General features: G+C 50.6%; 21 protein-coding genes. 7 read left to right on the forward strand and 14 right to left on the reverse strand.

The genetic code is table 11. The annotated features are described in order from the left end of the window. Positions 1-36 precede the first annotated feature (36 nt). Complete coding sequence (gene hemH, locus KQJ23_RS01180; protein ID WP_249529439.1) at positions 37-1,053, reverse strand: ferrochelatase; 1,017 nt, start codon at positions 1,051-1,053, stop codon at positions 37-39. A gap of 262 nt (positions 1,054-1,315) precedes the next feature. Here hemH and KQJ23_RS01185 point away from each other — a divergent pair, with 262 nt between their 5' ends. Both KQJ23_RS01185 and KQJ23_RS01190 read left to right on the forward strand, forming a co-directional pair. Then, positions 1,316-3,034 carry an ABC transporter ATP-binding protein gene (locus tag KQJ23_RS01185; protein ID WP_249529413.1) on the forward strand — a complete coding sequence of 573 codons (1,719 nt, stop codon included), beginning with the start codon at positions 1,316-1,318 and terminating at the stop codon, positions 3,032-3,034. Continuing rightward, the gene (locus KQJ23_RS01190; RefSeq protein ID WP_216476772.1) at positions 3,024-4,853 is read left to right on the forward strand and encodes an ABC transporter ATP-binding protein; all 1,830 of its coding nucleotides are present in this window, start codon (positions 3,024-3,026) and stop codon (positions 4,851-4,853) included. The genes KQJ23_RS01185 and KQJ23_RS01190 overlap by 11 nt, the downstream gene beginning before the upstream one ends. Positions 4,854-4,985: 132 nt before the next feature. Here the strand turns inward: KQJ23_RS01190 and KQJ23_RS01195 are convergent, their stop codons facing one another. The 7 genes from KQJ23_RS01195 to KQJ23_RS01225 form a co-directional block, all read right to left on the reverse strand. Beyond that, positions 4,986-5,834 carry an aldo/keto reductase gene (locus tag KQJ23_RS01195; protein ID WP_216476774.1) on the reverse strand — a complete coding sequence of 283 codons (849 nt, stop codon included), beginning with the start codon at positions 5,832-5,834 and terminating at the stop codon, positions 4,986-4,988. A 194-nt stretch (positions 5,835-6,028) separates the two neighbouring features. Then, a complete protein-coding gene (locus tag KQJ23_RS01200) occupies positions 6,029-7,324 on the reverse strand; it encodes a glycoside hydrolase family 125 protein (protein ID WP_216476775.1) in 1,296 nt (431 codons plus the stop codon). 42 nt (positions 7,325-7,366) lie between these two features. Next, positions 7,367-8,212, reverse strand: coding sequence for a carbohydrate ABC transporter permease (locus KQJ23_RS01205; RefSeq protein WP_216476777.1), 846 nt, complete (start codon positions 8,210-8,212; stop codon positions 7,367-7,369). Beyond that, positions 8,212-8,895, reverse strand: coding sequence for a carbohydrate ABC transporter permease (locus tag KQJ23_RS01210; protein WP_216476779.1), 684 nt, complete (start codon positions 8,893-8,895; stop codon positions 8,212-8,214). Before KQJ23_RS01210 ends, KQJ23_RS01205 begins: the two co-directional genes overlap by 1 nt. A gap of 316 nt (positions 8,896-9,211) precedes the next feature. Beyond that, positions 9,212-10,510: an ABC transporter substrate-binding protein gene (locus KQJ23_RS01215; protein WP_216476785.1), complete on the reverse strand. Its 1,299-nt coding sequence runs from the start codon at positions 10,508-10,510 to the stop codon at positions 9,212-9,214. A gap of 97 nt (positions 10,511-10,607) precedes the next feature. Continuing rightward, a complete protein-coding gene (locus KQJ23_RS01220; protein ID WP_216476787.1) occupies positions 10,608-12,377 on the reverse strand; it encodes an L-fucose isomerase in 1,770 nt (589 codons plus the stop codon). A 51-nt stretch (positions 12,378-12,428) separates the two neighbouring features. Beyond that, entirely contained in the window at positions 12,429-13,625 is a 1,197-nt protein-coding gene (locus KQJ23_RS01225) for an ROK family protein (RefSeq protein ID WP_216476789.1), read from the reverse strand. 287 nt (positions 13,626-13,912) lie between these two features. Between KQJ23_RS01225 and KQJ23_RS01230 the strand changes: the two genes are divergently transcribed. Genes KQJ23_RS01230 through KQJ23_RS01240 form a run of 3 tightly spaced genes read left to right on the forward strand, consistent with a single transcriptional unit; the run spans position 13,913 to position 16,694 of the window. Then, positions 13,913-15,076 carry a hypothetical protein gene (locus tag KQJ23_RS01230; RefSeq protein ID WP_216476790.1) on the forward strand — a complete coding sequence of 388 codons (1,164 nt, stop codon included), beginning with the start codon at positions 13,913-13,915 and terminating at the stop codon, positions 15,074-15,076. After that, complete coding sequence (locus KQJ23_RS01235; protein WP_216476792.1) at positions 15,076-16,032, forward strand: ribokinase; 957 nt, start codon at positions 15,076-15,078, stop codon at positions 16,030-16,032. Before KQJ23_RS01230 ends, KQJ23_RS01235 begins: the two co-directional genes overlap by 1 nt. Continuing rightward, positions 16,029-16,694: a ribulose-phosphate 3-epimerase gene (locus KQJ23_RS01240; protein ID WP_216476793.1), complete on the forward strand. Its 666-nt coding sequence runs from the start codon at positions 16,029-16,031 to the stop codon at positions 16,692-16,694. Before KQJ23_RS01235 ends, KQJ23_RS01240 begins: the two co-directional genes overlap by 4 nt. 158 nt (positions 16,695-16,852) lie before the next feature. Here KQJ23_RS01240 and KQJ23_RS01245 read toward each other — a convergent pair whose 3' ends face one another. Continuing rightward, entirely contained in the window at positions 16,853-17,029 is a 177-nt protein-coding gene (locus KQJ23_RS01245) for a hypothetical protein (RefSeq protein WP_216476794.1), read from the reverse strand. Positions 17,030-17,099: 70 nt separating this feature from the next. Continuing rightward, positions 17,100-17,615: a hypothetical protein gene (locus tag KQJ23_RS01250; RefSeq protein ID WP_216476798.1), complete on the reverse strand. Its 516-nt coding sequence runs from the start codon at positions 17,613-17,615 to the stop codon at positions 17,100-17,102. Between the two features lie 611 nt (positions 17,616-18,226). Between KQJ23_RS01250 and KQJ23_RS01255 the strand changes: the two genes are divergently transcribed. Beyond that, positions 18,227-19,483, forward strand: coding sequence for a saccharopine dehydrogenase family protein (locus KQJ23_RS01255; protein WP_216476800.1), 1,257 nt, complete (start codon positions 18,227-18,229; stop codon positions 19,481-19,483). Beyond that, the gene (gene nspC / locus KQJ23_RS01260) at positions 19,484-20,611 is read left to right on the forward strand and encodes a carboxynorspermidine decarboxylase (RefSeq protein WP_216476801.1); all 1,128 of its coding nucleotides are present in this window, start codon (positions 19,484-19,486) and stop codon (positions 20,609-20,611) included. A 234-nt stretch (positions 20,612-20,845) separates the two neighbouring features. On the opposite strand, the gene KQJ23_RS01265 is transcribed toward nspC, so the two are convergent. The 4 genes from KQJ23_RS01265 to KQJ23_RS01280 form a co-directional block, all read right to left on the reverse strand. Continuing rightward, the gene (locus KQJ23_RS01265; RefSeq protein ID WP_216476802.1) at positions 20,846-21,904 is read right to left on the reverse strand and encodes a suppressor of fused domain protein; all 1,059 of its coding nucleotides are present in this window, start codon (positions 21,902-21,904) and stop codon (positions 20,846-20,848) included. 201 nt (positions 21,905-22,105) lie between these two features. Beyond that, positions 22,106-23,155 (reverse strand): ABC transporter substrate-binding protein, encoded by a 1,050-nt coding sequence (locus KQJ23_RS01270; RefSeq protein ID WP_430522269.1) that lies wholly within the window; start codon positions 23,153-23,155, stop codon positions 22,106-22,108. A gap of 48 nt (positions 23,156-23,203) precedes the next feature. Then, complete coding sequence (locus KQJ23_RS01275; RefSeq protein WP_216476804.1) at positions 23,204-23,965, reverse strand: ABC transporter ATP-binding protein; 762 nt, start codon at positions 23,963-23,965, stop codon at positions 23,204-23,206. A 4-nt stretch (positions 23,966-23,969) separates the two neighbouring features. Further along, positions 23,970-24,971, reverse strand: coding sequence for a FecCD family ABC transporter permease (locus KQJ23_RS01280; protein WP_249529441.1), 1,002 nt, complete (start codon positions 24,969-24,971; stop codon positions 23,970-23,972). Positions 24,972-25,170: the final 199 nt, after the last annotated feature.

Here is a 25,170-nt window from a genome sequence, read left to right on the forward strand (position 1 = left end):
ACATTAACAATTAATCGGGGCGAGGTCCTTTACTGTTTACCATCCTCCAGTGTTACGCTCTACCAATTCCTTCAGGAAGTTCAGCCATTCCGGCTGATCATTCAGGCAAGGAGCAAACTGAAAGCGCTCTGCCTGTCCGCCAGAAGCCTGGAAATGCTCACGGCCTTCAATATTCAGTTCGTGCAAGGTCTCCAGACAATCGGTGACCAGGCCCGGCGAGAAGATCATGGGACTGGAGATCCCGCGCTCATGCAAGGCCTTAAGGGTCTCTTCGGTAGAAGGGCCTACCCACTCCTCCGGACCAAATCTAGATTGGAAGGATATTTGCCATTTTCCGTCTTCCCATCCCATCGCTTCGGCTAATAGCCGCCCTGTCTCCATACATTGCTGAGGATAAGGATCTCCTGTATCAGCATAGCGCTTGGGAATGCCATGAAAAGTAAGCACCGTATAATCCGTCCGGCCCTCTTGCCCTTGGCGGTGCAAAATTCGCTGCAGATGAGCCTTCATAGCGTCAATATATCCGGGATCGTCGTAATAAGGCTCGACAAAACGCATCGTCGGAATAAAGCGCTTGGCTGCCTTCCCGCCAAAGCTCTTCCGTCCCAGTGCCGCAAAGCAGGTCTGGTCATACACCGACGCCGTCGTCGTTGAGGAGTATTGGGGGAACATCGGCACGATCAGAATACGGCTGATTCCTGATTTCTCCAATGACTCTATAGCCTTCTCAATACTGTGATCACTATATGCAAGGCCTAATTCGACCTGATAGTCCGATCCTAGCTTGTCCTGCAACGCGGTTTGCTGCCGGAGCGAATAAACCCATAAAGGGGAGCCTTCTTCAGTCCAGATTTGGCGGTACAGGCTTGCTGATTTCTTGGGGCGTGTACGCAAAATAATTCCTCTTAGCACGGGCTGCCACAGTAAAGGATGCGTGTCTACGATCCTCCGATCGGAGAGAAACCGCCGCAAATACGGGCGCACCGAGCGGGCTTCGGGAGCCGAGGGTGTTCCGATTTGCGCCAGGATCACACCGATCCGAGCGTGCTTCATCAATATTTCCATCCTCCATTCACGGCTTAACATCTGATGTATGAGCTATAGTATTGACTATATTATAATTCTTCGCTATCAATCTTCTCACTTTTTCTTGCACAAATTTGAGGCATTTTCCTTGAATAGCAACCCGTTAGACTGAAGCTTGCCTTTTTCTCCCATGGTATACTTATAAATGACCGATGTTGGCCGAAGCAAAAATCTGTATATAAGGAAAGGACAGGTGTCCGTGCGTGGAAAAACATTACTGTTGAATCACATGAAGGCCCATTTATTGTTCTACCTGGCTGCGGTGTTGTCTCTGATTGCCGCAAATGTTACGTATGCTTACTTCCCCAAGGTGTTGGGTGATTTCACCGACCACCTGCAAAGCGGGGCGTTGACCAAATCCGATGTCGGATATTATGCGATGCTTCTGGTCGGGATTGCGATTGTATACGGGCTCTGCTTCGGCATTGGACAGTATATCAATCACCGCCTGGGACGGATCTTCGAGTTTCGGGCAAGACAAGAACTCTTTCATCATTTCACTCAATTAAGCGAGTCGTACTACTCTCGAAACGGAATTGGCAAGCTGCTTAGCTATGTCATGAACGACGTGACCGGTGTGCGCGAGTCGATTGCCAACGGACTGAATCAAATGACCAATGCGTCCGTGCTGATCATCTCCGTGGTCGTTATGATGGCTGCGAGCGATATTCCGGTACTGCTCATTCTGGTCTGCGTGCTGCCGCTGCTCGCGATTCCCTTTATGGTTATCGGCTTCGGGCCGAAAATCCGCGACCGTTCCCGACGGGTTCAGGAAGCGCTGGCTTCAATGACGGAGTCTGCCGAAGAGCAATTCGAAGGCGTAAAGGTGACCAAGAGCTTTGCTGCGGAAAATATAGCTCGCGACCGCTTCGGAGCTTCTGTGGATCACATCCTGCAACGTCAGCTCTCCCTGGTTAAGATCACCTCCATGTTCCAGGCGCTCCTTCCCTTCACAGGGGCTGTCTCGATGGCTGTTGCAATCGCTTACGGCGGACTTCTGGTCACCCGCGGACAGTTGTCGCTGGGTCTCTTCGTGGCCTTAACCTTGTACCTTCGCATGATTATGAATCCGCTGCGGCTCATCGGGAACGTCATTAATACCATGCAGCGTTCCCGGGCATCCCTGGACAGATTGAACCGGCTGCTGGCGGTAGAGCCGGAAATCAAGGAGGGCGATGACACCCTTCCGCCGTCCGAGCAGCACCTTGGCATAGATATTCACCATTTGACCTTTGCCTATCCTGATGCCGGGGAAGCGAGCCTGGATGACATCAGCTTCTCGGTCAAGCCCGGCGAGACCTTAGGGATTGTAGGGCGCACCGGGAGCGGCAAGACAACCCTGGTTAAGCTGCTGCTGCGTCTATATGACGCTCCTCGCGGAACGATCTATATCGGAGGAAGGGATATTCGGGATCTGTCTCTCAGCAGCCTGCGCACACAGATTGCGTATGTTCCTCAAGACGGCTTCCTGTTCAGCACCACCATCCGCGATAATATCGCCTTTTTCAACCGGGACGCAGAGCTGCATGAGGTCGAGGAGGCTTCAAGGCTGGCAGAGCTGCACGAGAGTATCACCGGGTTCTCCGATCAATTCGATACGAAGCTTGGCGAGCGGGGGCTCACCCTCTCCGGCGGGCAGCGTCAGAGAACCAGTCTGGCCCGGGGGCTTATCAAATCGGCTCCGATTCTTCTGCTGGACGACAGCGTGAGCGCCGTCGATGCCGTGACGGAGACAAAGATTCTAGCGAATCTGCGGCAGTCTAGACAAGGAAAGACGACGATTATTATTGCTCATCGGATCAGTGCCGTTAAGCACGCCGATCATATTATTGTGCTGGAGGACGGCAAGCTGTCTGAGCAGGGAACTCATGAGGAGTTGCTTCACCTCCAGGGTCTGTATGCTTCCCTGCATGAGATTCAGGAAGGAGAGGGTACCCATGCCGGCTGAACCCAAGCAGCGCGAGGATAACAAGCACACCGTCTCTCCGGAAGAACGCCGTCAAGCCTTCAAGGCTCTATTTTCATATGCCAAGCCTCACCGCAAATCCTTTCTCGGGGTTTTTATCTGTGCATTCCTAGCTATTTCGGCCGACCTGCTCCAGCCGTTCCTGATCAAATACGCGATTGATGAAAAGGTGCTCTTCGGTGCGTACGGGCCTAAAATTCTGATCGGGCTGGCGGCAGGATATCTGCTTCTCGAAGCGCTTAGCGGTGTGTTCTCCTATGTTCAGGCGAATCTGCTGCAGCGTGTTGGGCAGAGCATTGTTGCTCTCCTCCGGAAAGACCTGTTCAAACATATCACCGGACAGTCGATGTCCTTCTTCGATCGGAACTCTATGGGAGGGCTTGTCACGAATGAGTCCAGTGATACCGAGACGATCAATCAGTTCTTCACCCAGGTTCTGTTCAGTCTCGTCCGGGACGGACTCTCCCTCATTCTTGTTATAGTCTTTATGTTTGCGCTGGATGTGCGGCTTGCCCTATATTGCCTGATCCTGTTTCCGATCATTACGGGCATCGCGGTGGCTTTCCGTAAGCATCTGCGATCCTGCTACCAGCAGGCCCGTTCGCTGCTCTCCCGGCTTATTGCCTTTACTGCGGAGAACTTATCCGGTATGAGCCTGATTCAGTCCTTCCATCAAGAGCAAGAGCAGGAAGACCGTTTTACGAATCGGAACACCTCCTACTTAAAGGCAAATCTCCGGGAGGTTCGCGCATCGGTGCTCTTTAACCGATCCTTTGATGTCCTGGGCAATCTGGCCGTTGCATTTGTCGTCTGGCTCGGCGGGTTTGCCGTGCTCGACCAGCAAATCGAATTCGGCGTACTGTATGCATTCATCAGTTATATCCGCCAGTTCTTTCAACCGATTAACCAAATTACTCAACAGTGGAATACCCTTCAATCCACCACGGTGTCCATGGACCGGCTGTGGCGCATCTTCTCTACCCAACCGGAGGTTAAGGAGCCCGCACCGGAGGAAACGAAGACCCTGGCCCCTGCTGCTGTACGAGGGCGGGTAGACTTCAATCAGGTGCGATTCTCCTATGTAGACGGGCAAGAGGTGCTTCATGGTCTGAACCTGCATATACAAGTGGGAGAATTCATCGGCATTGTCGGCACTACGGGCGCTGGGAAAAGCTCCCTCGTTAACCTTCTAGCCCGCTTCTATGATGTTGACCGCGGGAGCGTGGAGATTGACGGCACCGATATTCGGCGTTTGCCCCAGCAGGACCTGCACCGAATCGTAGGCTTGGTCCAGCAGGAGCCTTACCTGTTCTCCGGAACGATCGTGGACAATGTTCGTCTCTTCCAGGAGCATATTACCCGTGAGGAGGTCATCAAGGCCTGCCGCCAGGTCGGCGCGCATCCGATGATCAAGCGGCTGGGGCGCGGCTATGATACGAAGTTGTCCAATCGCGGAAGCGGGCTCTCCGCCGGAGAACGCCAGTTGATTTCCTTCGCCCGGATTCTGGTTTTCCGGCCGAAGATCCTCATTTTGGATGAGGCAACCGCCAATCTCGATTCTCAGACGGAGCAACTGATCCAGCATGCGTTAAGCGTCGTGGCTGCCGGCCGAACCACCTTGGTTATTGCTCACCGGCTGTCTACTGTACAGCATGCGGACCGGATTATCGTCATCGACAGCGGACGGATTGTGGAGGCAGGCTCTCATGAGGAATTGCTCCAACAGGATGGATATTACGCAGAATTGACGCGTCATTCCCGGTTGCAGCACAACGCGCCGAACGTACGCGTCCAAGGCTAAAGCACGCATGCGTTTATACAGAAGGGGCAGACCGAGAATCAGTGAATACTGACTTCCGGTCTGCCCCGTTTTCATGTTTGTCGCATCCAGCTATGATCCTTCGGTTTGTGGACGAGACATCTTGTTATATCATCAAAACTCCTCATACTCAGCCGGGTCTTGCCCCCACAAGCGTCCGCTTCCGTCTCCATCGCCGAAGCTGAGGATGACGTTCATTTCCGCTTCTGACAGTTCAAAATCAAACAGCTCCAGATTTTCCTTCTGATGCTGCAGGGAGCCTGCCTTCGGAATTGGAATGGACCCAAGCTGAGTATGCCAGCGGAGTATCACCTGGCTTGGCGTCTTCCCATGAGCTGCCGCGATCTGAGCGATCCGTTCATCCTGCAGCATATGGTGCCCCCGGCCAAGCGGGCTCCAGGATTCCGAGACGATGCCGTATTCCGCATCCTTCTGACGTTGATCGGCCTGGTCAAAATAAGGATGCAGTTCAATCTGATTCAGGCTGGGCGCAACCCCCGTCTCCCGTACCAATCGTGCATTATGTTCAGGCAAGAAATTACTGACGCCGATGGAGCGGATATATCCCCGCTTTCTCGCTTCGATCATAGCCTGCCATGCTTCAATATAAAGGTCCTGCTTCGGGTTAGGCCAATGAATCAGATACAGGTCATAATAATCCAGCCCGGCACGATACAGCGATTCTTCAATCGTGACAAGCGCCTCTTGGTAAGCATGACGGCGGCCCGGCAGCTTGGAGCAGATCAGCAGGTCCTCACGAGGAACGGAGCTTTGCTTCACGGCCTCACCCACTGCTCCCTCATTCTCGTAGTTAAAGGCGGTATCGATTAATCGGTAGCCCAGATCAATTGCTCCCGTAATCGACTTCACACCGGCGGCGCCCTTCAAGGAATAAGTTCCAAGGCCAATTGCAGGCACCTTCAAACCATCGTTCAATGTAATTTCCGGAATATGTTGACTCATCTTTTCAGCCTCCTTTTCTATGAATAGGTTACCTCTTCAACTATGGAATAGCAAAAAACGAGGCCATCCATCCCATCAGGAGCATTCACCTGGAGATAACGCAGATACGATGGATACAGCAAACCCAGCACCGAGTCGGTACTGGGTCATGCTTCACAACGTTCATGTTCATTTCAAGGGGAGCCTCTAAGCTGCTATTTAGACTTCTGCCCATATTCCACATCAGGCTCCAGCCACTGCAAAATGAATTGCCCCACTAGGCTGTTGGCCCAGCCGAACCATTCGCGCGTGAACTGGTCAGGATGATCCGGATGGAAGCTCTCATGCATGAGACCTGTTCCGGCAGTGGTGGCCAGCAGTTGGTTCAGCAAGTCAAGCTGCTCCTGCTTGTCGGTGGAGGTCAAGCCTTGCATAATCAATCCTATATGCCATACATAGCCCTCCGGCGTATGCGGGCTGCCTACCCCTGCGGCATGACGTCCCTTGTAGTAGTAGGGGTTGTCCTCGCTAAGTACAAATTGCCGGGTTCGCAGGTATTTAGGGTCGTCATAGCCGCAATAGCCCAGATAGGGCATGGACAGCAGACTTGGAACATTGGCATCATCCATCAAATTATAATTGCCGTAGCCATCGGTTTCATAGGCATAAATCTTGCCATGGTGCGGATGTTCCACCGTTCCGTAGGTCTCGATTCCAAAGCTGATTTCTGCTTCCAGCTTGCGGGCGCGTTCAGCCAGCTTGGGATCTGCATAATAGGTCTCGGCGAAGCCGGCCAAATGACGCAGGATAACCACAGCAAACATATTGGCAGGAATCAGGTAGCCGAACTTGCAGGCATCGTCGCTGGGACGGAACCCTGACCACACCATGCCAGTCACGTTCGTTCTGGTCCCTCGCCCTGCAAAAGGCAGTGTATCCGATGGCAACGTAATATCGTCGCGTTCAAAGCTGTAAGAGGAGCGTTCATCATGATATTGCTCGGTCTGCATCGTCCGTACGATGACATTCAGCATCGCATGAACTTCCTCAGTGAACACACTGGTGTCGCCAGTGGCTTCAATGTAATCCTGAAGCAGTTGCACCGGATAACAGAGCGAATCCAGCTCGAATTTTCGTTCCCAGATCCATGGGCCCATCTCGGTGCGGTCCTGCTGGTGTCCATGCCCATTGCCCTCCCGATTGAAGGCGTTAGCGTAAGGGTCCAGCAGCAGGCAGCGGGCCTGACGCCAGATCAGGCCCCGAATCATCTCGGCCAGCTCCTTGTCCTCGTGAGCCAAGCGGATGTAAGGTCTTACCTGGGCCGATGAATCCCGCAGCCACATGGCCGGAATATCACCGGTTATGACGAAAGTCGTTCCATCCTCCATACGTTCTACGGTTGTATCCAATGTGTTGCTATAGCCATTTTTGAATAACTCGGCCAGTTCCGGTTTAATCTGCTGCAGATCAGCTACTGTTTTCTCCACCTGACGCGAAATAGCGTTGAACATCCGTGTTCTCTCCTTTAATCTTTTCTCTATGTGCTGTGCTTGTTAACCCTTCACCGCACCCGCAGCAATGCCTTTAACAATATGCTTCTGCATCAGGATATAGAAAATAACAATCGGAATGGTCGATATCACAAATCCGGCCATAATCAAGTTCCATTGCTGATTATAGCTGCCATAGAAGTATTGCTGGGACAGCGGAATGGTCATGGGCTTGTGATTGCCGTAGACGAGGAATGCCACCAAAAATTCGCCCCAGGCCCATAGCGCATTCAATACAGCTGCAGTCGCGGTAATTGGCTTCATCAGCGGGAATACAACCCGGAAAAACATTTGAATGCGGCTGCATCCGTCGATGGCGGCAGCTTCTTCTATCTCCTTGGACATGGTTGCAGCGTAGCTGCGATACAAGAAGATCGGTACGGGCATGCCGAGGGCAATGTAGATCAGAACTAGCCCAACGGGTGAACCCGTGAGAGAGAGCTGACGGGCAATAACGATCAGGGCCACCATGTAGACCTGGAAGGGCACGAACAAGGTGGTCATAAAGATAAGCATGATAGCGCTGGAGAACTTGCTCTTCCAACGGGCCAATGCATATCCTGCCAATGCCGAGACTAGAACGGTAAGCGTTGTGGTAGCGACGACTACGATAACACTGAACCATAGAGAAGATAGAAAGTCATTGTTGGTAAAGATCGTTACGTAATTGTCTAAATTGAACTTCTCAGGCAATCCAATGGTGGACACCATAATTTCCGGCTTGGTCTTGAATGAATTCAGGACTACAATCAAGATAGGAGCGAAGAATAGGATCGCAAGAAGCCATACAGTCGTGTACAACCCTGCTTGACGCCATCCTTTTTTCTTACTTTCACCGGCAGTTTTCATCATAATTTCTCCTCCCGGGATTTCATAAGTCTGGTCAGAATTAAGGTAATACCGGCAATCAGAAGGAAGAAGATCGTCGATTGCGCTGTTGCAAGCCCGGTTTGGTTGGCACTAAAGGCCGTATTGTATATTTTCAGCACCATAGTCATCGAAGAGCCCGCAGGACCGCCGGAGGTCATGGTGAACGGCAATTCGAAGATTTTAATATGAGCTGCGGTTGACAAAATCAAACACATCACAATGATCGGCGAGATGAGCGGCAGCTTAATCTTGAACAAAATATCCTTGGTACGAGCTCCGTCGATTTTAGCAGCTTCTATCAGATCATCGGAAATGCCTTGCAGCGCTGCCAGATAAATGATCATGTAATAACCGGCTACGTTCCATACCGCCGTAACGGCCAGCGCATAAATAACAATATCAGGATTGCCCAGAATCGAGGCCTGCCAGGAGGCGGGCAAATGCAGTGCTTCGAACAGGTCTGGCAAAGCATTGCTATATACGAAAGACCATACATAACCTACGACCAGCAAACTCATCACGTTTGGGATGAAGAAGATAGAGCGCAGAAAGCTTTTGGCGCGAATTTTTGTATCCAGCAACAAAGCCAGAATCAGGGAAATCACGTTTCCGAGTACAACAGCAGTGATAGTAAACTTCAACGTCGCGCTAATCGTATCCATAAAGCTTCTATCCTTGAAGGCAGTGATATAATTCTCTAAACCAATAAATTTATAGTTTGGTCTCATTCCATAAGCATCCGTGAAGGACAAGGAAAGACTTTGTACTACGGGGATGATAAAAAAAACAGTAAACAGCAACAAGGCGGGCAGCAATATGAGAAAGTAAAACATATTTTGGCCTTTAGGCTTCATCAACATCATTCCTTTTGCCACTCGGAGTCATTTGTGCGTGGCTTAAAGCTGAATGCCCCGGGAGAGGAACAGAAGAAGCTCGTCCCCCGGAAGGCATCCGCGCAAACATGGCGTTGTCGTTGTATTATTGTCCGGAAGCCTCAACTTCCTTGGCTCTGTCCCATGCAGCATCCAAGTCCTTGGCTAATGTATCCCAGTCCGTTCTATCCAGCATGTACTTGGAGAAATCCTCCCACAGCTTGTCTGTAAATACGGAACGTAGTACACGGTCCCCATATGGAGTGAACTGACCACTGGAGATGTATTGGTTGATATCAGCAGCAATCGGATCATAATCCACGTTGACGCCATTGACAGTGGAGGATACTTTTACATTTTCTGACCAGATTTCGCCGGCTTCCTGTGAAGCGACAAACTCAAGGAATTTCTTGGCGGCATCTGCATTTTTGCTATCCTTCATAATAGACAATGAAGTATCCGGAAATACCAGCAACTTGGATTCTTCAGGATTATCCGAAATCGGGAAGGCCATCAGGCCGATATCTGCATCGGGTCCCACCTGACGGATCGGCTCCAGCGCCCATGAACCATTGCCATAGAAAGCGGCTTTACCTTGGGCAAGCATGGCATTGGCATCATCATAGCCGATGTTGAAGGAACCATTGACATCACTGTATCCGTATACATAATCCTTATGCAGGTCGAATGCCAGCTTCCAGCTTTCGTCGGTAGCGATGCTAACACTTCCGGCGTCACGTTCAGCCGACCAGTTCGGGTTGCGTCCGAAGACCGTTTCGGAGAACAAGGCGATCAGCGGCATATAGGCCACAGACAGGTCCTTGGAGCCTGTAGCAAAGGCAGGAATCCCCTTGGCCTTCAAGGCCTCAACAACTTGCTTCATTTCAGTCAATGTAGTTGGTACTTCCAGGTTGTTGTCAGCAAGGACAGTCTTGTTGTAGTAGAAACCGATATATCCATTATCTATAGGCATCGCATACACTTGGTCATTATAAATGGCATTGGCAGCTTCGATGCTCTCGGCATTAAGATTGCTAAGATAGCTTTCGCCCTTCAGGTCGAGCAAATATTCCGGCTCGATCTCTTTCATCCAGGTCACAAGGTCCGGCATTTCGTCAGAAGCAGCTCTAGCCCGCAACGTCGTCTTTAGCTGATCCGCATTCATACTTTGAAGATCAACTGTGATATTAGTATTAGCGCTTTCAAAACGCTTAATAATCTCTTTAAACGCTGCTTGACTTGCTTGTTCTTGCTTCAAAGACAGAAATTCCAGCTTAATTTTCTCTTTGCTGTCTGTACCTTGATTATTGGCATTATCTGATTGTGCATTGTTGCTGCCCCCACATGCAGTCAGTACTGTGACACTCAACATAACTACAACGAGTGCAGATAACCATTTTTTCATGATGCAATTCCTCCCTTTTGTATGCAAAGCATAAAAGCATGTATGTGAGTTGCGGGCTGCGCTCGGCCGATACGCAGTCCCGCAATATACACCGTCGTCAGGTGTACAAAGGCCCCAACTGTGAGCAGGCGCGATAATCCATGCCTACCGAGCTGTTCTCCAGGCCAAAGGCCTTCCAGTAGCTTGGCCGGAACAACCGCTCCTCCGGAACGTTATGCATGTTGACCGGAATCCGCAGCATCGCGGCTAGGGTAATCAGATCGCCGCCAATATGCCCATAGCTGAATACGCCATGATTAGCGCCCCAGTTATCCATGACGGCATAGGCATCGCGGAAAGCTCCGCTTCCGGTGAGATTAGGCACGAACCAGGCGGTTGGCCAGGATGGGTCGGTACGCTCATCCAGCAGCTCGTGTACATACTCCGGCAGGTCTACAGTATAGCCTTCGGCAATTTGCAGCACGGGACCTAATCCGGCAACCAGGTTGATCCGGTAGAAGGTAATCGGCATGCCCCCCTTGGTTAACACACGGCTGGAGAATCCGCCGCCTCGGAAATATCCTTGATGGGCGGCATGCCATGAGGTTGCTTGCAAGCAACGGCCCACTTCTTCCTCAGTGATGTCCCAATGTGGCTTCATCGCTGGCAGGCCGTCAATTTGTTGTTCGCCGGAGCTGTCGAGCGCTACCGAGCCGGAGTTCTTTAGATGAATGACGCCGCCAGCAGCTAATCCTTCAAGCTCATATCCGGCGACCCGTTTCACGGCTTCCGGGCTCCAATAAGTCCGGACGTCCACGAAGGCCTGCGCAGTATGGGTTAGTAGATTCCCCAGCAGCATCGTGGCTCCGTTCAGACTGTCGTTCTCGGTAGCCATGACATAAGGAGCACGGCGGCCGTTCCAGTCGAACGAGCTGTTCAGAATCGCTTCGGAGAAGTCGCCATTTGGCAGGTAATCGTTCCAGTGGCGTTGCCCTTGGAATCCTGCAGCAAGGGCTTCATGTCCCAGCGCTTCTTCCGTGAAGCCCGCTTCCGCCAGCTTCGGATTACCGGCCATTAAATCACGCATAATCAAGGTCATCTTCACGATGAACGCCCATACTTCATCCTTGCGTTCACGGGAGAATCGGGTGGCTTTCTCGTTGTAATCGGTGCCTTCCAGACAATACTGGCGGGTCCAGGCCAGCGCGCGTTCGAATTCCTCCTGATCGAAGATTCCCAGTTGAATTCGGCGATTGATCTCACTCATATCTACGTATTCATTGCGCATGCCCAGGTACTGCTGGAAGAAGGATTCATTGACGATGGACCCGGCAATACCCATGCTGACGGAGCCAATGGCCAGATAAGATCTGCCGCGCATTTGCGCGACGGCCATGGCCGACCGTGCGAATTGCAGCAGCTTGGCTTGTACATCTTGGGGGATGCTGTCGTCATCCTTGTCTTGCACATGACGACCGTAAATACCGAAGGCAGGCAGGCCCTTCTGGTTATGTGCGGCAAGTGCTGCGGCCAGATAGACTGCACCGGAACGCTCGGAGCCGTTAAATCCCCAGATTGCCTTCGGGCGATGCGGATCCATGTCGATGGTTTCACTGCCGTAGGCCCAAGCGGGTGTTACCGAGATGGTAACGCCTACATTTTCGAGCCGGAATTGCTCGTCCGCTTGCCGGGCCTCCTTGATGCTGCTGATACATGTAGAAGCGATTACGCACTCTACGGGTGCTCCGTCACTGTAATGAAGCTGCTCGCTCAGCAACCGGGCCACCGCTTGAGCCATTGAGAGCGTTTGCGGCTCAAGCACTTCCCTGACATTGCCGATCCGGGCGTCAACAACCGGCCTGATACCGATCCGTATTCTGTTATCCATCACTGATGTCTCCTTGCCGTCTTTAGGTCAGCATCGAAATATAACGCACTGTTATATTTGAAGCTTTAATCTTGGTTTATGAAAGATATGATCAAACACTAAATAACAGCCGCCTAACGCATACTCGTATTCCAGTAATTGGCCAGGCACGATGCTTAGCCGATTAAAGTGTTCCTTCAATAATTCGCTGGCCGTATCTTGCAAGGACTTAAGCAAGATCGAACCCTCCAGGTTCGGGCAGCCGCCAATCACAAAGTTTGGGATTTCAAAAATGCGTGCCAGATTCACCAGGGCAAGTCCCAGGTAATGGCCTGCTTCTTGCAGCAGGGAGGAGGCCAGTTCGTCTCCTTCTTGTGCAAGCTGGACCAGATTCTCCAGCCGTAATGGAAGTTGCTCTGCCAAAACGGTATTTCCGCTTCTCTCACGGTAGCGACGAATCAGGTTAAGTTCGCTGGCAAATACGTTCAAGCTGCCCTTGGGACCGCCAAGCCCTTCCGGTCCGCTGACATCCAGAATCATTTGACCGATGAAGCCTGCGTTGCCATTCTCCCCGCCATAGATCCCGTTCTTCATGAAGATCGCGCTACCTACGCCAGATCGCAGCCCGACATAGATGAAGTCCTGATTCTCGGCGGATAGATAGAAGCGCTGTTCGACTAGTCCCATCAAATGAACATCGTTACGCACATAAACCGGTAGATCAAGACGATCTTCCAGAATGGACTTGATGTCCACGTTATGCCAATCGTTAATCCGTTCGATGAAGATGGACAAGCCGTTATTCTTGTCGACCACACCGGACATCCCGATACCAATACCTTCGATCTTAAGCCGATCAACGCCGGACTCCTCAATCACCCGGGCAATCTCATCGGATAGGCGATCGGTGATGTATTGCACCGAGCTGTCGAGCGGATAATCATAGTGGTGCGAAGCCAGAATCTCGCCATTGGAGTTAGCCATCGCGATCCGAACCTGCGGGAATTCAAAGTCAACCCCGATGCCGTAGTATGCATCTGAATTAATAGCGAGCAATGCCGCTGCTCTGCCCCCGGTGGACTCGGCAAGTCCGCCCTTGATAATGATATGGTCGTCGGTTAATTCCTTGACCGAATTAATGACCGTAGGCCGGCTCAAATTCGTCTTCTTCACAATATCCTCAACGGTGATTGGCTGGTAGCTGGATATACATTGCAAGACCAAATACTTGTTAGCTTCTTTTAAAATTTTGGAATTATTCTTTCCCAATCCTTTTCACCCTTTGCAAAAATAATACGCCCTCTTAATTATAAGCAAATCTACCTTCTTCTTATAGAGCAGGCATTATTTTTCGCTTTTAGGTACGCTTTCATTTGTTCATTTCTTACCGCGGCATTGTGTTTGATCGGGCTTGATGATGCCAGTATAGCAAGAACAAAAAGTTTTGTAAATACATTTTACTAAAGTGTTTTTTAAATGTGTTATTGAAAACTATTTTGTTTATGTTACAATGACTCTCGTAAGGCCTAAAACGCTATCATTAGGACGGTGACAAGATGAGTAATCACAAACTGGCGCAATTGCTTGCGCAGAAATCCGATCAATTAATTCAAGGCTGTATCAAGGTGGCTCATGATGGTACGAAGCTGTTTACCCCTGACGGGATTGCTAGTTATGATGCGCTGTGGGTGCGCGATTTTGCTTATATGGTTGAATACGCTTCCGAATTCCTCCAGCCGGAGGATATCCGGGCTGCGGTTGACTTCGTTATAGGGGGACGGCGCGAGGATGGGTGGTTGCCTGACCGCATTTATGCAGACGGATTAGGCGTATATGCTGCCGGCGTGGTAGAGAAGCCCGTAGGGAAAGCCAATTTGGATAATACACCGTTTCTTGCTTATGTCGTATATTTCTATCTCCAGTCTCTGGACGAAGCGGAGGCTCGCCAGCTATTCGGCAAGTGGGCCGGGGCTCTGGATCAAGGCATGTCGCTGATTCCGCTGAGTAGCGATGGACTTGTCTACAATGATCCGGCCAAGCCGCATTCTCCGTATGGATTCACGGATACCATTGGCAAGACCGGCGAGTTGTTTATGGAATCGCTGCTCTTCTGGCGCGCCTGCCGCTTCTTGCTGGAATTGCACAAGAAGTACGGGCAAGCGGCTGTAGCTAAATCATATAGCGAGCAGGCGGCTGCGATTGAACGGAGTATCTTCAAGCTCTATGATCCGTCCCGCAAAGGCTTCTATGCGGCTACCGGAGAGTGCAAGCAACTGGACATCTGGGGGATCGCTTATCTGTTGTACATTGGCTTCCCGGCGGATGACATCCGGGAGGATCTCCTCACCTTCTTGCATGACAACTATGAGAAATATGTCTACAAGGGCCAAATTCGTCATTTGCTGCAAGGGGAATACTGGGAGCGTCTGCTCATCGATGTCCCGCATGAGGAATATCAGAATGGAGCCTATTGGGCGACGGCCAGCGGCTGGGTAATCTGGTGCCTGGCTCAGAAGGACGGCAAGCTTGCGGCGCAAGCCTTGAAGGATGTAGCGGACAGCTTCGTGAATGACGGCATCTTCGAGTGCTTGAATGAAGGCTACAGCAAGCTGGACAGCTTCGTCGTCAGCGCGACCAATGTGCACGGCGCCTATCAACGGTTGGTGCAGGAGCAAGCGCAGCCCTTCATCCAGGCGGTGGATGAACTGGAGCAGCTCTAATGTCAGCCCCGCATCAAGTGCTAGTGGCTGGAAGTGCCAACATCGATATCATGCTCCAGGTTCCCCGCACGCCGCATCAGGGCGAATCGCTGGTGGTGGCCGGGCAGCGCACCGGACTTGGCGGCAAGGGCTCCAACCGGGCTATTGCCTTACAGCGGCTGGGACTGGACGTACAGTTCTGCTGCAAGCTGGGACAGGATAGAAGTGGCGATCTTGTATTTAGCAAGCTTCAGGCTGAAGGAATCGGAACCCGGCTGGTGAAGCGGGACGAGCATGTCGGTACGGGAACGGCCTATATCATGGTTGAACCTACCGGAAAAAACACGATTTTATCTTATTTGGGCGCGAATAATGCTTTTACCAAGACGGATATTAACGAAATTGTGGATCAACTGCCGTCTTTCTCGTTTCTATCCCTGGAGCTGGAATGCAGCCTTTCCCTAATCGAGCAACTGCTATATCACGGTCGCAAGCAGGACAAGGTCATCATCGTGGATGCAGGACCTGTGCGAGAAATTGAGCTTGGTGAGTTTCGGGATATAGATATATTCAGCCCAAATGAGACGGAGGCGGCTCAGTGGACGGGCTTTGCCATAGATACGGAGGAGGCGGCTCGTGAAGCTTGTCGCTATTTGTATGAGGCTACGGGCAGCAAGCGGGTGCTGCTCAAGCGCGGAGAGCATGGCGCGATGCTATATGACGGCCAGGATATCCGGAACTTCCCTGCCTACCGCAAGGCGGGGCAAGTGGTCGATACCACAGCCGCAGGAGATTGCTTCATGGGGGCATTGACGTTGGGCATGGCCCGCAAGATGCCGCTGGATCAGGCCATTTATTATGCGAACGTGGCAGCGGCCATTGCAGTAACGCGCTCGGGTGCGGCCACTTCGCTGCCAACAGGGGCAGAGGCGGATGCGATGTTTGCCAAGGCTCGGGAAGGGGGTTACGTCAAGTGACAAACAAGCTATCGTTATCGATTATGTGCGCGGATCAGCTTAATCTGAAGGGAGCCCTGGAGGATGCGGCGCACATTCGGGCGAACTTCATTCATGCCGATATTATGGACGGCAACTTCGTGCACAACATCACGCTGGGCTTCGACCAACTGCGGTTGCTGGCCGAGAACTCATCCGTTCCGGTGGATGCCCACCTGATGGTCAGCAATCTGGATATGGCGATTCCGCTGGTGCTGGATACAAGCTGTACGCATGTCTGCTTCCATATCGAGGCGACTCATACACCAATTCGTTATTTGCGCCAAATCCGCGAGAGCGGCAAGCAGGCCGGAATTGCGATCAATCCGCACGGCTCGATCGACTTCTTGCAGCATTTGCATCAGTACGTGGATTACGTCTTGGTCATGACTGTAGAGCCTGGCTTTGCCGGGCAGAAGTTCCTGGAGCATACGGCGCTGAAAATCAAGGAGATTCGCGAGTTGATCGGCCCGGACAAGGACATTATGGTCGACGGCAACATCGGTCTGGACAGTGCCCGGCTCTGCCGCGAGTACGGGGCCAATGTCTTCGTATTAGGCACCTCGGTAGCCTATAGCCAGCAGCAGATCAATGAAGCGCAGATTCAGACCTTCCGCGATAAACTAGATGTTCCGGTACAGTGATCGAGGTATAAATCAGGTGTATCAAACGCTCCGAGGACTGGCCTGCGTCTGTCATTAGAGCTTTCTTATTGAAATCATATCAGAAGCAAGTGGCTGCGCGCAGGGATGCGTCTGTTCACTTGCTTTTCTTGTGCCGTTTACAACGAAAAAAATTCAGTTTAAGTACGTTCATCTAATATCGACTCCGGATATTCCATCGTATCAGTCGTGGTCTCCTCAATCAGCCCGTTGTCCAGGGTCACATTTCCCCCTCCGAGTCCTTCGTTGATCATGCGGTCAATGTCCAGAAAATACTCCTCCCTGCTGTCCTTGTCTTTCTGCTTACGCGTTGTCATCTGGCATGCGCTCCTCTATATGGGTGATTGATCTGTCCATAACAGTGTGCCCGGAGCGGGGGTGATCATTCTACTGTTCTTTTATAACAAATATGTACGTCCTCTCGCCTGATTCCCACGCTGCATCGATTTTAAACCCTCTATAGTTCATTTTAGCGGATTCAAATTGTGAATTTAGGCCTGATGTTAAGTTCTTGCCAAGAATAAAGCTGAATTTATTATCTTTATTAGTCAAAGAAATCTTAGGAGAAAGCTTGTCCGGATATAGATAATTGCCATCGGAACTGAGCATGCTATCTTTAACTGTGACCTCGATGGGTTGTTCCCCCTCGAATTCCAGCAATAGCATCTCGGTAGTCTTTATACTTTTGATTTCTGACAAAGATTCATCTGCAAAGAAGGCTTTGAAGGTATCCATCGAATTCAGTTCCTGATTCACGGAGGTACAAGCAATTACATGTTCTCCGGCAATTACTCTGAGTTTATCGCCTTCCCTCATTTCCCTTATTTCTTCATTGTTTCCTAGACAGCCGCTCAACCCCAATAAAAACAGCAGAAGCACTACACCTTGTTTGATATAAAACAACTCCTTTACTTCATTTGCATTTTTTAAAAATTTCCTGTTGCTGTTTGACCATGTTCCTGCTAATATAAAGGAGCATTAATTTTGGAAAGCTAATATTCAGTATATTTCAGGAGTCTTTCCAAGCAGATAATTTTTGACCACTTCCCTTTTGGGGTAAGTTAAGGCCATACGGACAGCCGGGTCAAATGCCGATTGGCAACCCTAGAGTTGCCTTATTGATTGAGTTAAAAGCTCAAATTTTATAAGTTGGTTACTTTACAACCAGTGCATTTGCACATCAACTTGTGAAACGGTCAATAAGAGTGGTAAAGGCGATTATTTGCTATATAGACTCTGATCAACGGGATATATTTGAATATTAAGGGACTTTCCATGAAATTAAGTATTTTATGGACTGGCGGATGGCGGCTGAGGACTGGCCTGCGTCTGTCATTAGAGCTTTCTTAATATTGAAATCATATCACAAGCAAGTGACTGTGCGCTGGGATGCGTCTGTTCACTTGCTTTTTTGTGCCGTTTACGACGAAAAAAATTCAGTTAAAGTGCGAGTTCAAAAGTCACAAAAGATGACTTTTTGAACATCCTCTTAAAGGACAGGAGAATGATGAACAATGGGAAAAGCTCTAATTATCGGATGTGGCGGCGTGGCTTCAGTAGCTATTCATAAATGCGTCCAAAACAGTGAAGTATTTGAAGAAATCTGCATTGCCAGCCGGACGAAGTCCAAATGTGATGACCTGAAGGCCAAGCTCGACGGAGGCAAGACCAAAATTACGACCGCTCAAGTCGATGCTAATAATGTTGATGAGTTGATTGCGCTCATTAACGAAGTGAAGCCTGACATCGTGATGAACCTGGCTCTTCCTTATCAGGACCTGACGATTATGGACGCTTGCCTGGCAACCAAGACCAACTACATGGATACCGCGAACTACGAGCCGGAAGATACGGCGAAATTTGAATACAAATGGCAATGGGAGTACCGGGAGCGCTTCGAGCAAGCTGGAATTACCGCCCTGCTGGGCAGCGGCTTCGACCCGGGTGTAACCGGCGTATTCTCTGCTTACGCGCTGAAGCACTATTTTGACGAGATTGAATATATCGATATTCTGGACTGCAATGCCGGCGATCATGGCTATCCGTTTGCAACCAACTTCAACCCTGAGATCAATATCCGTGAAGTATCGGCTAACGGAAGATACTGGGAGAACGGGGAATGGATCGAGACGAAGCCGATGGAAATCAAGCGCGTCTACAACTTCCCGGAAGTCGGCGAAAAAGATATGTACCTGCTGTACCACGAGGAGCTTGAGTCCCTTGCAGAGAACATTCCTGGCTTGAAGCGCATTCGCTTCTTCATGACCTTCGGCCAAAGCTACCTTACCCACTTGAAATGCCTGGAGAATGTCGGCATGACCTCGATCGAGCCGATCGAATTCGAAGGCAAGCAGATCATTCCGCTGCAATTCCTGAAGGCTGTGCTGCCTGATCCATCGTCCCTCGGTCCTCGCACCAAGGGCAAGACGAATATCGGCTGCATCTTCAAGGGGAAGAAAGACGGCAAGGATAAGATGTACTACGTATACAATGTATGCGACCATGAGGCGTGCTTCAAGGAAGTCGGCTCTCAAGCTGTAGCTTATACTACAGGCGTTCCTGCCATGATCGGTGCGATGATGCTGATGACAGGGAAATGGAATAAACCAGGCGTGTACAATATTGAAGAGTTTGATCCGGATCCATTCATGGATGCGTTGAATACATGGGGATTGCCATGGCAGGAGAGCTTTGATCCGGAACTGGTGGATGCCTATCCGGAGGACCAACCCTCTTCCGAGACTGCACGGGAAACGGAGTTCGTAAGATAAATGCGCTTTGATGACCTGCCTACACCATGCTATGTAGTAGACGAAAGTCTGCTGGAAAGAAACCTGAAAATTCTAGGCGGTATCATGGAACGCACAGGGGCCAAGATCATTTTGGCCCAGAAGGCGTTCTCGATGTACACCACCTACCCGCTGATCGGCAAATACCTTAGCGGTACGGCTGCCAGCGGCTTGTATGAGGCCCGTCTGGGACATGAGGAAATGGGCAAAGAGAATCATGTGTTTGCTCCGGCTTACCGGGACGATCAGATGGATGAAATTGTGGAGCTATGCGACCATGTTATCTTCAATTCGTTCTCCCAGGTGGAGAAGTATCGGGATAAAGTGCTTGCGGCCGGCAAAAAAATCGGTCTGCGCATCAATCCCGAATGCTCCACTCAAGTAGGTCATGATATTTACAACCCTTGTGCCATCGGCTCCCGATTCGGCGTAACGATCGGGCAATTCCGCCCAGAGCTGATGGAAGGCGTCTCGGGCTTCCACTTCCATACCCTGTGCCAGCAGGATTCTGATGATCTTGCAACAACGCTCGATGCGATTGAAGAGAAATTCGGTCCTTGGCTCTCGGAGCTGGAGTGGATCAACTTCGGCGGCGGTCATCATATTACACGTGAGGACTACAATATTCCCCTGCTGGAGCAATGCATTAAGCGCATGCAGGAAAAGTACGGTCTAGAGGTCTATCTGGAGCCGGGCGAAGCGGTGGCTTTGAATGCCGGATTCCTGATCACAACTGTACTGGATACGATGCAAAACGGAATGGACATCGCCATCGTCGATGCCTCCGCCTCCTGCCATATGCCAGACGTGCTGGAAATGCCTTACCGCCCGCCGCTGCTCGGCTCGGGCGAACCCGGGGAAAAGACCCATACGTACCGCCTGGGCGGACCGACCTGTCTTTCAGGCGATAATATCGGCGATTATTCGTTTGATCAGCCGCTGAAGCCCGGCGATCGCCTGGTGTTCGGCGATATGGCCATCTACTCAATGGTGAAGAACACCACCTTTAACGGCATGCCGCTGCCTGCTCTGGTTTACCAAGACAAAAACGGTGACTGTGAAGTGATTCATGCGTTTGGATATGAGGATTTTAAGATGAGATTGGCTTAAAAATGATGAAAGCGCGAGGGCCTCAGCCCTCGCGCTTTTTAAATGATGTAATACTTGCAAATCGTGAGTATTGCACTAACCCATTCCACATCCCGATGCAGGATACGGCACGGAAGAACCGTGCTCCAAAGTAGACATTTCCGCCTTTAATGTGATCTCTCAATCCCCATCCTCCGCTCCTGCAAAACCCGATATTCCATTTCTGTAGTCGACAAGAGGCAGCTATTGTACGGCTTAGCCAACCGTCGAGACCACATTTCCTTCCTGATCCTTAATATAAGTTTTCACGATTTGAATAATTAACCCGTCGTAAGAGGATATCTCGATGGCCCCTTCTTTGGCCTGAAGCTTCTGGGACAGTTCCATGGAGACCGCCGGACTCAGATGTAGTCGGACCGCCTCCTCACCCATTTCGCAGGAAGTTGCTTCGTTCGACTCCAGAATAATTTGGCAATCGCGGCTGGCCAAGGTTAAGTCCTTGTCTTTTAGCAGTCGTCCCCGCAGCAGCTTGCCTACCGTCTCAGCCTGCTTGGCTCCCAGGGTCAGCTTGGCTGGCGTCTTGCCGAACAACTTCTTCTTGCCAGGCTCAAAGGCCAGTTGGTCGACAAACAGGAATCCCGTATTGGAGCCATCTCGCTCAATCCCTTGCTCTACGGCCTCGGCAATAGCAGGAATTTGCAGCATGGAATCCCGAGACAAGTCGGTGACATACCCCGGAATGACGGACTGCCCTGCTTCCAGCAGACCTGTGGTGCTCCAGGTTTTCATCGCCTCAAGCTCATCTCCGGAGATACCGACCATTTGCAGGAATTCCACTCTGCCGTTGGGAGTATGTACAGCCGGAAGCTCAGGGTCTTCTGTGAAGGCCAACGCCGTTAACAGCGTGTCCGCTCCCAGGCAGATAGGCCCATTAGCATCCATATAGTCACCGCCCACAAAGATATTTCCACTGTTAAAGACGTATCGTCCCATATTTTGCAGCAGATTCAGCGCCCACATCGGAGGTTGTTCCTCATCTTCTTGCCTGGCTACACGAAAGGTAAGCTCAAATCCGTAGCCGCTGTAAGTCGTATCCTCGGATTCCTTGGCATACAGCTCAGAGAAACCAAAAGTGACGATATGCCAATGCGGAACCGGGTTGGTGGCTTTATAGGCGCTAAGACCGTCCAGCGGGTCATTTCCTCCAAGCTGATAGGGGAGTGAAGTACCGTAATGCTTAGGCTCCTGTTCTCCGTATAAACGCTTCATTTGCTCTTCGATCGCGTCCCAACCAACTGCAACATCCTCGCTCATCTACGTTCCTCCATAATTTCTGGTCTAATTTTATTCAGTATAAGACTGCCATAGATTTACATTCAACCTTATAGCCCTATCGGACGGGAAAAGGATTCCTTTGTCCTAGCTCAAATAGACCGATTGGCCTAACAAGATGAAAGCGCGAGGGCCACGGCCTTCGCGCTTTTTGTTGATCAGAAATCTGTTGTATACGGACTTTTATTTAAATAAATCCGGGTACATCTCACGGGCTAGCTTCTCCATGCCGTCAATCGTGTTGTAGCTGTATCCGAACATATAGTTGTAATCAACCGCAAAAATCTGCTTATTCTTGATTGCTTTCATGCTAGACAGCTTCGGATTACTGTAGAGCGCATCCTTGAGCACCTGGGCACCGGTACTGTCATCCCCCGTCCAGTCCGGAATAATCAATACGTCAGGGTCGGCGTCGATGAGACTTTCCACAGTGACCTCTCCAGGGGTTTCCTTGAAGATATTATCCAGCTTGACCATATTGAACGAGTCATTAAAGAAGGTCTCCTTCTGGGCTGCATATACATAAACCTCATTCGGATCGCTCATATGCAAATAAGCAAATGTCTTCTGCTCCGTAATACTGGACAAGCGGGAGGCAATCTCCTCCTGACGGTCCTTCAATTGCTTGGCAAAAGCAGCGGCTTTGTCCTCCACATCGAATATTTTCCCAAGGTTTTCGATATCCTTATAAATTGAAGCATAACTTCCTCCGGTCACCGATGATTCCCATACATACGTCTTGATGCCGAGTTCATTCAGGGAATCAACCGTTCCTACGCCCCAATCGGCATTATCGAACAGCCCGCCCCGGCCATAGACCAGATCCGGGTTCGTCCCCAGGGTGACCTCCTTGCCAACATATTCATCCGCGAGAATGTTCAGCTTGCTATATTCCTCTTCTACCGTCGTGTCAGGAGCTCCGAAGTTGGCCCCGACTCCAACGATTTTGTCACCCAGTCCCAGATGCAGCAGCAGTTCAGCAGCTGGCCTTGTGTTCGCCATTACGCGTTCAGGAGCTTTGTCGAATACCTGCTCCTTAGGTTCCCACTCCGTTCCACCCTCAGCCTTGGCAAAATTCTGGATGGTGATCGGATATTTACTGGCCTCCGGGGCCGGTGTCTCGGATTGTTGTGCCTGTTCAGCCGTATTTCCGCAAGCGCTCAAAGCCAAAGCCAACGTTAATGCAGCACTTGCCATGATGAATCTATTTTTCATCGCTAATTTCTTCTTCATATTGAAGTTTCTCCCCTTAAAATGTTCGTAGTGTTCTTAAAATATTCTTTAAATGCCATAAGCAAAGCCCAATCCATGTGTGACCGGGTTGATGTAGGTTTGGCATTTGACTTGATACAACGATTCGATGGTCTCCGGCGTCAATACCTGCTCCGGTGTTCCGTGGGCATGGATTTCCCCCTGCTTGACGGCATAAATGTAGTCGCAGTAATACGCGGCCATCTCCAGGTCGTGCAGGGCCGCCAGCACCCCGATATTCAATTCCTTGACACAGGATAGAATCTCTAGCTGATAGCGGATATCCAAGTGATTCGTGGGCTCGTCCAGAACCATGAATTGCGGCTGCTGGGCAATCGTTCTGGCCAGGATAACCCGCTGCTTCTCACCGCCGGATAGCGACAAATAACTGCGATCCTTGTAATGGAGCAGATTCGTTCTGGCGAGCGCATCCTCCACAATGTCATAGTCCTCTTGTTTATCCGACTCTAGCAGTTTCTTATGGGGGGTGCGTCCCAGCATCACCATCTGGTGTACACTCAGATCAAAATTCATTTCATTGAATTGCCCTACGACGCCCAAGCGGCGGGACACCTTTTTCTCCGTGGTGTTCAGAATATCCATGTCGCCTAAATGGACTGCGCCGCTCTGGGGAACGATGCTCTTGTAAATGCTCTTAAGCAGCGTTGATTTCCCGCAACCATTTGGACCGATCAGGCCTACGAACTGACGTTTCTTCACCAGAACCGAGACGTTTCTCACAATCTCTTTCTTGCCGATACTGACGCCCATTCCTTGTGCGCTCAATTCCATTTATTTAGCCTCCGAAATTGTAGCCTTTTTTCACAATCATATAAATAAATAGCGGTGAACCTATTACCGATGTAATGATACCGATAGGCAACTCCACATTGGTGATCAGCGTTCTGGACAAAATATCGGACCAGATCAGGAACAACCCGCCAAGCAATAACGTGCCCGGCATAAGACGCTTGTGATCCGCGCCGAACAGCCCCCTCGAAATATGGGGCACAATCAAGCCTACAAAACCGATCATTCCGGCATAGGCAACCATTGTTCCTGTGATCAGGGCCGTCACAATCATATACAGCTTGCGATAGACACTAAGGTTAATGCCAAGCGTAATGGCCGACTCGTCACCCACCAGCATGGTGTTGAGTACCCGATGCTGGAACAGAAACACAAGGCAGCCCACTAGAACGACTACTGCCAGCACGGGAGCCTTCTGCCAGCTTGCTGACGCCAGACTACCCATGGACCAGAAGGTCACCGTTTTGATGCCCTCGGCATTGTTGGCAAAATAAATAATCAGGCTCGAGAAGGAACCGCACAGCGCTCCGATGACAACCCCCGACAAGACCAGCTTTACCGAGGTCGCTTTGCCCCCGATACTTGATAGCACCAGCACGGCTACTGAAGTAATCATCGCACCGACAAATGCCCCAAACGCAACGCCTAGCTGCGCCAGCATTGCGCCGCTGCCGAATCCGATCAAGATGGCAAATGTAGCTCCCAGCGATGCCCCTGACGAAATGCCGAGAATATAAGGATCGGCAAGCGGATTTTGGACAATCGCCTGCATAATCGCTCCACACAAAGACAACCCCATACCAATGAGCAAGGCGAACAAGACGCGAGGCATTCTCACTTGCATAATAATGTTCAAGTAAGACTCGCTATCGATCTGGTCAATCGATCCCAGATAACCGTGGGTTAACGTATGCAGCATGATGTTCATAGATTGCGTGAACGGAATATGTACCTGCCCGATAGAAACGGAAAATACGGCGGATACCATAATCGACCCGATCAAACCACAAATGATCGTATAATAAAGACGACCCTTCTCTCTTTTTTTGGCGTCAATCACACTCAAAGATTCACCTCCTGTCTATCTCTTTATCATTGATTAATGTAAATGATAACGATTATCATTATCATATATTACATGATCCATAGCTTCATTTCAATACTTTACTATGCAAAAGCTCCCCGAC

The organism is Paenibacillus brevis (genome assembly GCF_018919145.1).
Lineage (GTDB): Bacteria > Bacillota > Bacilli > Paenibacillales > Paenibacillaceae > Fontibacillus > Fontibacillus brevis.